Here is a 10,898-nt window from a genome sequence, read left to right as displayed (position 1 = left end):
GGTGGGAACGGCACCTACGGGCGGTCCGTCGCCCTGCTGCTGCTCGTCGGCTGGGCGCTCGCCGCGGTGGCGGCGGGTACGGCCGTGCTGCGGCGCCGGGACGCCTGACGGCCGCGTCGTCACGGGGGGCCGGCGGCTAGCGGGTTGCCGACAGCCGCGCCGAGGCCCCCCGTTCGGCGCGTACGGCCAGGGTGTTGCCGGCCACCTCCGCCGGGCCGTCCGCCAGGCCCTTGCCCCGCGCCCGCAGGCGGGTGACGCTCTCGTCCGCCGCGGCCAGCACGTACCAGTGGCCCCGGGTGGACTTCCACAGCAGCCCGGTGAGCACATCCCTCTCGCGCGGGCCGCAGGCGCGGGAGTCCTCCGCACGGGAGGTGACGGCCCCCGGGCGTCCGGGCGGGGCCGGCGGCTGGAACTGCGTCATCACCCTGGCCCCCGTACCCCGCCAGGTACCGGCCCGTGTACACACCCACGCCGCCTCGCCGTCCCCGTCCGGCAACCGCTGCCGGGCGAACTGCCAGGAGTTGACGGTCTTGACCCCTTGGTCGAGCACCGCGGGCAGGTGGCAGGCCGTACGTGCCAGCCGTTCGCGGGCCGCGGCGCCGGTGGCGGGCTCGCGGACGGTGCCGTCCGTCAGCCGCGCCGGGGTCAGCTCGCCCAGGTCCGTGTACAGCTGCGCGGCGGGCGCCGCCCCCGGGCTGCCGGTCAGCGCCAGTCCCGGCCAGCTCTCGCAGTGGTGCGGCTGCGTGACCGGGAGGGGTACCGGCCCGGTCACCCCGTCCTCGCCGCGGGAGAGCTCACGGCCCGCCACGTCCGCCGGGTCGAGGAGGTCCACCTCGGCGGCGCGCCGGATCCACGGCGCCGTCAAATAGCGCACCTCGCCCTCCTTCCGGGAGACGGTCAGTGCCCCCGAAGCCGCCGTCTCCGCACCCGCCGTACGGGACAGCTCCAGCGACACCCCGTCCTTGGCCGCGGCCGAACCGTCGTCGGGGTCCAGGGGTTCGGCGTACCGTGCCACCCGCAGCCCGTCGTACAGCAGCACCACGGCGGCACCCTCCAGCCGTCCCGCGTACAGCAGTTGGGGCGGCCCCGGCGGCGGTCCCTCGGGGGTGCCGGGCGCCGCACTGACCCGTACGTCGGCGCGCGGCCGGGCCCAGGTGACCAGCGCCCGGCGCAGCAACGATTCATCGCGGGTGAGGGCGCCGCGGGCCGGCCATGCGGCGAAGTCCACACGGGAGGCCCGACGCCAGGTGCCGGGCGGCACCCGGACCAGCGCGTCCGGATCGAGGGCGCGCTCCCCGTCGGTGCCCCGCACCAGCGGCGGGCGGGCGGCGGCGTCCGGCCCCCAGGTGTCGCCGGGCACCCCCAGCATCCCGCCGCACACCAGCGCGGCGAGGACCGCCGTGCCTGCCACCCGCCGCCGGCGGCGCCGCCGCACCACGTCGAGGGGGTGGGGTTCCCGCGTCCCGCACAGGAGGCACGGCATCTCGGGGCTGTCCGGGCTGTTCGGGCTGTCCGGGCTGTTCGGGCTGTCCGGAGGGGGCCGGCCGGCCGGTCCCGTGCGGGCTTGCGCGAGGGCGGCGTCCGGGTCCCGGACGTGGGCGGCCCGTAGCAGCCGCCGGATGTCCGGGTCCGCCATCGACTCCAGATGCCGCAGCGCGTACGCGGCACGGGCCGGGGCTCCGCCCCCCGGGCGGGCCAGTGCCGCACGCAGCACCCGAAGCCGCAGCCAGACATACGCCGGGTCCTCGTCCTGTGCGCCTTCCGGCTGCTGTCGCGTTCCCGGTCGCGCCTGCGGCCGGGGCAGCGCCGCCGTCGACGTGCACCGTCGGGGGAGTGCCTCACGGGTCAGCGCGTGCGCCCTGCGGGGGGTGTCGGCCAGCACGCAGTGCGCGAGCCGGACGAGTCTTCCGTAGTGCTCGACGAGGGCGAGTTCGGCCTGCTCGACGTCCAGGGTCCCCTCACTCACACCCCTCAGAACGAGGCGGGGCGGCACCGGGTCACCCCGCGGCGCCGGTGGCGAGCGGCGACAAGCGCTCAGGCGAGGGGGGCGGGGACTTCGAGGGTGGCCATGGTGGGGCCGCCGGACGGGCTGCTCAGCGCCAGGACGCCGTCGAACTGGGCGAGGCGGCGCTGGACGCCCTGCAGCCCGGAGCCCGCGTCGAGGGAGGCACCGCCCTTGCCGTCGTCCGTGACCGTGACCCGGATCCTGGAGTCGCCCCCGGCGGATTCGTCGGCGACGTACAGCACGTCGAGCCACACCTTCGTCGGCTCCGCGTGTTTGGCGGCGTTGGTCAGCAGCTCACTGACGGCGAAGTACACGGCCGTCTCCACGGGCTCGTCGAACCGGCCAGGCAGTTCGATGTCCTCCTCCACGGGGACCGGCATCCGCAGCGCCAGCGCGCGCAGCGCGTCGGGCAGGCCGCGTTCGGCGAGTACGGGTGGGTGGATGCCGCGTACCAGGTCGCGTAGTTCGGTGAGTGCCTCGGCGGAGTTCTCCCTCGCCTGGGCGATCATCTGCTTGGCCTTGGCCGGATCGTGTTCGATCAGGGCTTCGATGGTGCCCAGGCTCATTCCCATGGCGACCAGCCGGGCCTGCGCGCCGTCGTGCAGATCCCGCTCGATACGGCGCAACTCCGCGGCCGAACTGTCCACCGCGTCATGCCGCGTCTCGTACAACTGCTCCACCCGCTGCGTCAGCAGCATCTCGCGGGTGGGCTCCAGCATCGCCTTGGTCAGCTGGTGGTTGATCGGCAGCATCGGCGGCAGCAGCGCGGTGACGAAGCCGGCCGTCATATCGGCCGGCAGCCACGCCATGTCCCGCCAGGTGGCGGGGTCCTTGAGCAGCAGCGTGCAGCGTTCGACCTGGCCGACGATGCCGCTGTGCGGCCGGCGCGGCAGGGGGCGGTACGGCTCGGGCACCTCCAGTCCGCCCCACTCGCGGACCAGCCGGCGCCGTTGGTTGGCGTACCAGCGGACGGCCTGCTGGGTGGGCGGCGTGGTGACGACGCCCACCCCGATCGGCAGCAGCACGATCGAGACGAGGGAGAGCGTGAACAGCAGGATGGACAGGGGCAGGGTGACGACCGCGAGCGCGGGTCCCCGGACGAGCGCCAGCATCAGCTCGTGCGTCTGTACCGCGGCCCGCGGCCTGTCCTCCGTCACGTCTTCCGTGTCCTCCACGCGTTCCCCACCCTGGCTCCCCCCCCCGTCCGCCCTACCCGGTCCGCCAGTCCGCGAACTCGACGAGGGCACGATCGCCGCTGCCGCCGTTGGTCGCCGACATGAACAGTCCGGTGTCCTGCTTGCCTGACGCGCCGGGAGCCTCGACGGTTGAGACCGTACGCCACGACCTCCCGTCGTCGGTGGACAGCTCCCCCTTGTAGGAGGCGCCGGCCCGGGAGAGCCGCAGCAGGACCGGGGCCTTGACCCCGGAGGCCGCCCGGTAGGTGTCCAGGGTCCCGTCGCCGTTGCTGTCGTACGACAGCACGACGCCGTTGCCGGGGGTGAGGGCGAGATTGACGAACCCGGCGGAGCCCGGCGCGGAGAGGTCGTTGCGGACGACGATGCCCGCGCGGGCCCACGGTCCGCTGTTCTCCTGGGAGACGACCTTCACCGTCACCGTGCCGCCGTCGGCCAGCGCCCGCGCCCGGTAGACGGTGCCGAACTCGGCGGTGGCCTTCCACAGGTCCGCACCGGCGCCGTCGATCGCCCAGCGGCCGTCGAGGTGCCCGAAGACGGCCTCGTTGGTCGTCGCCGTCCGTACGCCGTCCGGCAGCGGGCCGGCACGGTAGATCCGGCCGTCCTGGCCGATGGTCACCCGCTCCTGGCCCTCGGGTCCGTTCTCCACCTCCACCGTGTACTCCAGCGGCTCCAGCGGCTCGGCCAGTGGCCGGTCGGCAGTGGTGTACCGCCAGCGCACGGTCGCCATGCCGCCGGGGCTGACGGCCCGGTGCGAGGTGGGGTCCTGAGCCCGGGCACCGTCCAGGCCGCGCAGCGCGAGGTCGACGGCGCCGGTGGGGCACAGCCCGTTCTCGTTGCGGAAGACCGCCCGTACGGTGCTGGCCTTGCCGGGCGCGACGGCGCGCGGCTCGGCGGAGACCTTCAGCGAGCCCTGGTAGGGCGCCTTGACCAGGACGTCACGGACCCGGGTGGCGGTGGTGTACGGGTCGGCGGCCGGCCGGGTGGGGTAGTCGTTCCGCTGCTTGGTCCAGGGCTCCTCCTCGGCGTACCAGTCGAACTTCTTCGGTGCCCGCCGCTGTTCGAGCGCGTCCTGCAGATCGTCGAGGTACGCCTTCCACTGCGGCAGGTGGAAGTCCCGGATCAGGCCCTGCCAGTCGCGGTTGGCGTAGTTGGCCAGCCGGCCGCCGTCGGCCGTGGGGCGGTCGGCCCAGGTGGTGACCAGCACCCGGGCCGTCCGCTCCAGCTGGGCGCGCTCCGGCGCCGAGGCGGCCGAACCGCGGGCCGCCGCCAGCCAGGGGCCCAGCAGGAAGGCGCGGTGGCCGCCGGACATGTCGTCGGCCAGCTCCATCAGCTTCAGCCACAGCGCGGCCAGCTTCTTGAAGGTGGCCACGTCCTTCTTCTTGTATGCGGCCTGCAGCTGCGGGATGAGCGACCAGGAGCGGTTGGCGAGGACCTGGCGGCCGGTGTCGGTCAGGTCGTAGCGGTAGGCGTCGGTCCCGCGCAGCCGCGCGTCCACGCCCAGCAGCGCGTCGAACGCGGCGTCGAAGGCGGGCAGGTCGAAGGCGGGTGTGTGGGTGGCGTAGTAGGCGCCGGAGCGGGCCGTGAGGCTGGGGCGGGCCGCGAAGACGCTGTCGTGCGGCCGGCCGTCCTTGCTGCTGATGCGGTACGCGGTCTCCCGCAGCGCCGTCATCGCCTTCTTGGCCTTGGCGTCGGCGGCCCCGTACCGGATCTTCGCCCAACCGTCGAACCAGGTGCCGCGGTCGACCGCCTGCTGCCGCCACGCCAGTTCGCTGAACAGCTCCAGTGCCGCCGCGTCGCGGTGGGTGGCCTCGGGCATGTAGCAGGTACCGGTCAGCTTGCTGCCCCGCTTGTCGCGCCAGGCGGTGAAGCGCTCCGTCCACATGTGCGTCTTGGCGCCCATGGTGGTGCGCCCGCCGAAGTTGGGGATGGTGCCGAACGCGTACGGCACCCCGCCCCAGTCCTTCTCCCGGTCGGTGACCCGGTCCAGGTCCGAGAGGCCGTCGACGATCAGCATCTTGTCCTTGGCGGCCAGCCCGTCGAGCAGGTCGCGGCGCGGGTTCTCCTGCCAGCCGAGAATCACCCAGGTGGCGCCGGGCCGTGCGGTGTGCAGGGCCTTCTCCACGGCCCGCGCCGCCTCGGGCACCGGCACGTCACCGGGGTCGCCGCCCTCGTGCAGCAGGTCCATCTTGAAGTGGTCGACCGCGCCGAACAGTTCCCGCTGGTGCTTGTAGAAGGAGGCCGCGACCTTGCGGAAGACCGCCGTACGCGGGTCCAGCCAGGGCGGCCTGGCCAGCCCGCTCCACTTGCCCTGCGGCACGGTCCGGCCGCCCTTGTTGCGCTTGGCGAAGTCGGCGGGGACGGTGCCGAAGTAGCCCGGCAGCACGGGTTTCATCCCCAGCTCGCGCATCCGGCCCACGATGCGCTTGCCCAGGGCCGTGCGCCGATTCAGCAGCTCGGTGGTGATGGGGCCGCCGTACTCGGCCATGTTCTGCAGCAGCCACCACGGCTGGTGGGTCGGCGCCGGGATCCAGGATCGGGCCTCCTGGTCGCTGTAGCCGAAGTCGCGGAGCATCCGGTGGTAGACGGCTTCCTGGCCCGCGGTGACCAGCACCTCGTTGAAACCGTGCAGCGCGAGGACGTCCAAGAAGCGCTCCCAGTGTCCCCAGTCGGCGTACGGGGCCGTGTAGCCGTCGTGGGTGTCGTTGAGCGCGAACCGGTTGGCCACCGTGGCCCGCTGCGCGTGCTGTTTCCGGGGCGCGGGCAGCGTCTTGGGCAGCTCAAGCTGACTGCCGGCCCAGGAGATATGGGCGTCGCAGCTGTACTTGAGGTACCAGTGCACGCCCGTCAGCAGCGCCACAGGCCCGGTGCCGGCGACCCGGATGCGGCCTGCCCGGCCGGTGACCTTGAAGCGTTCGGGGCCGCTGATCTGCTGGAGCGTGATCTGGTCGGCGTGCTGGGGGAGCAGCCGCTTGAGCGCCGCCCGCGCGGCGTCGGTGGCGGGCGCCTTCGCCCCGGAGGTGGTCGGTGCTTCCTGTAGTCCGCCCGTTCGGTCCGCTGCCATGGCGGGGAGATACCCGTTGCCCAGCGCGAGACCCGCGCCGAGTGCCCCTGTTGTGCCCAGTACGGCGCGCCTGTTGAGGGGGGAGCGCGCGGGGGGAACCGGGCGCGGATCGGACTGACCGGATTTGTCGTATCTTTCACGCTCGCTGATCGGCTCGTGCATGGGGGTGCCTCCAGGTGACGGATGTCCTGCCGGATGTCCTGCCGTAGGTGGCCCGTATGGGGCCCGTATGTGACCAAAGACACGTACGGGGAGGCACGGTAACGAAGCGGTCAGCCTCGGTCGAGGTAGGCGAGCACGGCGAGTACCCGTCTGTTGTCGTCGTCCGAGGGCGGCAGCCCGAGCTTTCCGAAGATGTTGGAGGTGTGCTTGGCGACGGCCCGCTCGGTGACGAACAGCTGCCCCGCGATGGCCGCGTTCGACCTGCCCTGCGCCATCAGCTCCATGACCTCCTTCTCCCGGGAGGTCAGACCGGCCATCGGCTCGTCCTGCGCACGTCGCGTCAACAACTGCTGGATGACCTGCGGGTCCATCGCCGTACCCCCCGCGGACACCCGGCGTACGGCGTCCACGAACTGGTCCGCGTCGAAGACCCGGTCCTTGAGGAGGTACCCCACCCCGCCGTTCCCGTCCGCCAGCAGCTCACGTGCGTACAGTTGCTCGACGTGCTGCGAGAGCACCAGCACCGGCAGCCCCGGCCGCTTGCGGCGGGCCTCCAGTGCGCACTGCAGGCCCTCGTCGGTGAACGAGGGCGGCAGCCGTACGTCCACCACCGCCACGTCCGGCTCCAGCTCCTGCAGCGCCCGGCTCAGCTCCGGCCCGTTGTCGACCGCGGCGGCGATCTCGAAGTCGAACGCCTCCAGCATCCGTACGAGTCCGTCCCGGAGCAGGAAAAGATCCTCGGCGATCACGACACGCACGGAAGACTCCAAAATCGCAGCGGGTTGAGCCGGATGGCGGCAGGGCGCCATGAATCTATCGGTGAATCTACCGGCCCGCGCCCTCGTCCAGGGCGGTGACGATCGCCGCGGGGCGACCCTCTCCCCGCCTCCGGCCGTCAGGCGCTCCCACGCGTGCGAGGCCGAGCCCGTCCAGGTAGTCGCGGACATGGACGAGACGGCCGTCGCGCACCCGCAGCACCAGCAGCCCAGCGAGGCGGAACGGGCGGCTCCCGGGCTCCAGCGTCCCGGCCACCGTGTGCTCGGCGGTCAGCACCTCCGGGTCCGTGCTCCGGTGCACCACGACGTCGTGGATCTCCGTCACCCGGGCCCCGCCGCCGTCCCACAGCGCGCGGTGGCCCGCACGGATCTCCTCCCGCCCGGTGAAGCGGCCCGGCAGTCCCGGAACGGCGAACGGGAACTCGTGCACGCCGTCGACGGCGTACAGGCCGGCCAGCGCGTCGGCGTCCGACTCCAGCATCGCCCGGTGGTAGCGGGCGAGGAGCTCGTGCGGGTCCGGCGGGTGCGCCCGGCCCTGGATGAGATCCCATCGGTTGCCGTACGGATCCTGGAAGACGGCGACCGTTCCGTACGGCTCCTCGCGGGGGACCTCCTCGAAGTGGACGCCTGCCGCGGTGAGACGGGCGTGCTCGGCGGCGAAGTCCAGGGTCCGCAGGAAGAATCCCACCCGTCCGCCTGTCTGGTCCCCGACCCGGCCCCGCTGCGCCGGGTTCGCGGCGCGGGCCAGCAGCAGACCCGTACCGCCCGGCGCGGGCGGCTCCACCACGACCCACCGCTTGTGCGCGTCGAGACGGGTGTCCTCGCGTACGGCGAAGCCGAGGACGTCGACGTAGAACGCCAGGGCGTCGTCGTACTCCTCCACCAGGAGCGTGACCAGGTCGATCCGGTTCATCCCGGGTGTCCTCTCCGAACGTTGTCCCTGGGGAGGGGCTCCCCGTCCAGCCCGGCCGGCACGGGGAGCACCTTGGCGCGACAGGTGCGGCGGATCAGCCGATGACGTCGCGTATCCAGTCGCGGTGTTCCGCGACGCTGGGGTAGATGTCGGGCGTGGTGCCGCAGTCCCCCACGGCCCGGCTGGTGAGACCGGACAGCTGCCAGCGGCCGTTCACCTTCATCAGTGCGGGAGCCCCCGAGTCACCGCCGCAGGTACCGGCGTTGCCGTCCGGGTTGCCGGTGCAGAAGTCTCCCTCCCGGATGCCCCAGGCGTCCCCGTCCGCCTCGCCGGAGGCGCACTCGGGGGTGTCGGGAGCCAGCACCGGCAGCTCGACCTCGCGGTGCCTGACGGGCAGCTGCGAGGGGTCGTTGCCCGTCGCCTTGGTGTAGCCCCACCCTGTCGCCTTGACGGTCTCTCCGGCGGCGGGAGTGCGGGACGCCAGCGGCGCGGGCTTCTTCGAGACCGTGGAGGACAGCTTTATGAGCGCCAGGTCGTGGGCGCTCCCCTCGTCCTCGTACGCCTGGTAGCCCGGATGGACGACGAACTTGTCGACCTGGGCCACCTCGCCGCCCCGGGTGCGGTCCAGTGAGCCGACCCGCACGTGGTACGGCTTCGGGTCGTTCACCCCGGCCGCGGTGGTGACGCAGTGCGCCGCCGTCAGCACCCAGTCGGCCGCCACGAGGGTGCCGCCGCAGTAGTGGCCGTCGGGGTCGTCGCCGCGCTGCTTCTGCAGGGAGACGATGAACGAGTAGTTCTCGGTGGACTCCTCACCACCGATGATCTTCGTCTGGTATCCCGAGTCCCCGGCCGTGCCCGACTGCGGAGCCGCGTACGCGACCGTGCCCGCCGCGGCGAGACCCAGCGAGAGGGCCGAGACGCACGCCGCGCGCGCGGCCCTTCCGGTGCTCCGAACCGTGCGGCGCGCGAGGTTGCTTCCGAGGTTGTCCTGGCTGGTCTTGATGAGCCTGTCCTTTCTCTTCGTTTCCCCGGCGCCAGGGCAGGCGCCGGGGCCTTGCTCTGTCGGGCGGCGGCCGCCGACCCTCCCCGCTGCGTCATCGGACACCTCACCAGATGACACACGCATCCCCTCGTGACCTGCGACGCGCCCATCCCACCTTCTCAACTCCCTTTGTGTCCACGGCTTTCGGGAATACCGGGAGGGTCGCGAGGCCGGGGAGACGGGGGAGATCAGGGAAGGAGACGTGGGAGGGCCCGCCGACCCGCGGGTGCGCCCGGGTAGCGGTCGGGATAAGGTGCGGCGACCGGCAACGGATGTTCGAGCGACGCGGTGACACAGGGAGGTGAGACGCATTTCCGCTCCGGCAGACAACGCGCTCTCGCCTTGCGGCGTGCGGCCCCGCACCAGGTAGCGGAGACCGGCGCAGGCGACGGGAGCGTTCCAGCACTGGAAGGGCTTCCATGCACCACCCCACCCACTCCACCACCCCTGCCTCTCACCCCTCCCGCCCCTCTTCTCCCTCCCATCCCTTCTCTCCCGACGACCTGGTCGAGCAGCTCCGCGCGGCGGGCTGCGTCTTCGCCGAGGACGAGGCCCGGCTGCTGTGCGAGACGGCGAGCGGACCGGCCCAGCTGCGGGAGATGACCGCCCGGCGCGTCGCCGGGCACCCCCTCGAACACGTACTGGGCTGGGCTCAGTTCGCGGGCCTGCGGATCGCCGTCGACCCCGGCGTCTTCGTGCCCCGCCGCCGTACCGAGTTCCTGGTACGGCGCGCAGCCGCGTCGGCTCCGGCCGAGGGGAATTTGGTCCTCGTCGACCTGTGCTGCGGTACGGGCGCGGTCGGCGCGGCCCTGCTCGCCGCCCTGGGAGGGCGCGGCGAACTCCATGCGGCGGACCTCGACCCGGCCGCCGTACGGTGCGCCAGACGCAACCTCGCCGACAACGGCGGCCATGTCCACGAGGGCGATCTGTTCGAGGCGCTGCCCGACCGGTTGCGGGGCCGGATCGACGTGCTGACGGCCAACGTGCCCTACGTCCCCACCGCTGACATACCACTCCTCCCGTCCGAGGCCCGCGAGCACGAGCCGCGGCCCGCGCTCGACGGCGGGCCCGACGGCCTGGCCCTGCTGCGCCGCGTCGCCGCCGAAGCGGCAGGCTGGCTCGCCCCCGGCGGCATCCTGCTGACGGAGACCAGCTCCCACCAGGCCGAACCCGCCGCCGGCATCCTGTCGGCCGCGGGCTTCGCCGTCACCGTCACCACCGACCCCGAGCTGTGGGCCACCACCCTGACCGCCCGGAACCCCTGAGGCGCGGGAAGCACACAGGCCGCAGCGGCGTTGGGGCGAGCATGTTGATCGGTGAGCTGGCGCAGCGTACGGGTGCGAGCCGACGCTCGCTCCGCTACTACGAACAGCAGGGACTGCTCGTGTCCAGGCGGACGGCCAAAGGGTGGCGCGCGTACGACGAGAGCGCCGTCAACCGGGTCCGCAACGTCAGGGAACTGCTCGCGGCGGGCCTCGGTACCGAGGACATCGTCCAGGTGGCGCCCTGCCTGGACATGAAGACCGAGGAGTTCATGGCCTGCCAGGACAGCCCCGCGGAGACCCTGGCGATGTACGAGCGACGGCTGGCCGCGGTGGAGGAGAAGGCGGCCGAGCTGGACCGGTACCGCTCCCGGCTGGTCGCCCGTATCGCCCGGCTCCGCGCCGCCGATCCGGCCACCTCGCTGGGCGAGGTCCTGCGCCGCGCGGAGGAGTCGGAGGCGGGCCGGGGCCGCTGAGCCCC

The 10,898-nt window shown here is 73.0% G+C and carries 8 protein-coding genes and 1 pseudogene; 2 read left to right on the top strand and 7 right to left on the bottom strand.

Going from position 1 to position 10,898, the window contains the following annotated elements; all coding sequences use genetic code 11:
• Nucleotides 1-136 precede the first annotated feature (136 nt).
• From KBY19_RS34420 to KBY19_RS34390, 7 genes and pseudogenes are all read right to left on the bottom strand, one after another.
• Nucleotides 137-1,966 carry a hypothetical protein gene (locus KBY19_RS34420; RefSeq protein WP_210967409.1) on the bottom strand — a complete coding sequence of 610 codons (1,830 nt, stop codon included), beginning with the start codon at nucleotides 1,964-1,966 and terminating at the stop codon, nucleotides 137-139.
• Nucleotides 1,967-2,034: 68 nt separating this feature from the next.
• Nucleotides 2,035-3,117, bottom strand: a complete 1,083-nt coding sequence (locus KBY19_RS34415) for a sensor histidine kinase (RefSeq protein ID WP_210967411.1) — start codon at nucleotides 3,115-3,117, stop codon at nucleotides 2,035-2,037.
• Between the two features lie 97 nt (nucleotides 3,118-3,214).
• Nucleotides 3,215-6,424 (bottom strand): alpha-N-acetylglucosaminidase, encoded by a 3,210-nt coding sequence (locus KBY19_RS34410; RefSeq protein ID WP_210967408.1) that lies wholly within the window; start codon nucleotides 6,422-6,424, stop codon nucleotides 3,215-3,217.
• A 110-nt stretch (nucleotides 6,425-6,534) separates the two neighbouring features.
• Nucleotides 6,535-7,182 (bottom strand): response regulator transcription factor, encoded by a 648-nt coding sequence (locus KBY19_RS34405; protein WP_185016706.1) that lies wholly within the window; start codon nucleotides 7,180-7,182, stop codon nucleotides 6,535-6,537.
• A gap of 67 nt (nucleotides 7,183-7,249) precedes the next feature.
• On the bottom strand, nucleotides 7,250-7,741 hold the full coding sequence (locus tag KBY19_RS34400) for a nuclear transport factor 2 family protein (protein ID WP_307843697.1): 492 nt from the start codon (nucleotides 7,739-7,741) through the stop codon (nucleotides 7,250-7,252).
• A pseudogene (locus tag KBY19_RS34395) lies at nucleotides 7,736-8,113 on the bottom strand (VOC family protein); the annotation flags it as partial. The pseudogene KBY19_RS34395 and the gene KBY19_RS34400, both read right to left, overlap by 6 nt.
• A 94-nt stretch (nucleotides 8,114-8,207) precedes the next feature.
• Entirely contained in the window at nucleotides 8,208-9,218 is a 1,011-nt protein-coding gene (locus KBY19_RS34390; RefSeq protein ID WP_307842724.1) for a serine protease, read from the bottom strand.
• 356 nt (nucleotides 9,219-9,574) lie between these two features.
• On the opposite strand from KBY19_RS34390, the gene KBY19_RS34385 reads away from it, so the two are divergent.
• Both KBY19_RS34385 and KBY19_RS34380 read left to right on the top strand, forming a co-directional pair.
• Entirely contained in the window at nucleotides 9,575-10,420 is an 846-nt protein-coding gene (locus KBY19_RS34385; RefSeq protein ID WP_210967407.1) for a putative protein N(5)-glutamine methyltransferase, read from the top strand.
• Nucleotides 10,421-10,461: 41 nt separating this feature from the next.
• Nucleotides 10,462-10,893 (top strand): MerR family transcriptional regulator, encoded by a 432-nt coding sequence (locus KBY19_RS34380; RefSeq protein WP_099880156.1) that lies wholly within the window; start codon nucleotides 10,462-10,464, stop codon nucleotides 10,891-10,893.
• Nucleotides 10,894-10,898 lie beyond the last annotated feature (5 nt).

The organism is Streptomyces sp. B15 (assembly GCF_018070605.1).
Lineage (GTDB): Bacteria > Actinomycetota > Actinomycetes > Streptomycetales > Streptomycetaceae > Streptomyces > Streptomyces smyrnaeus.
This window is presented reverse-complemented; position numbering and strand designations above follow the sequence as displayed.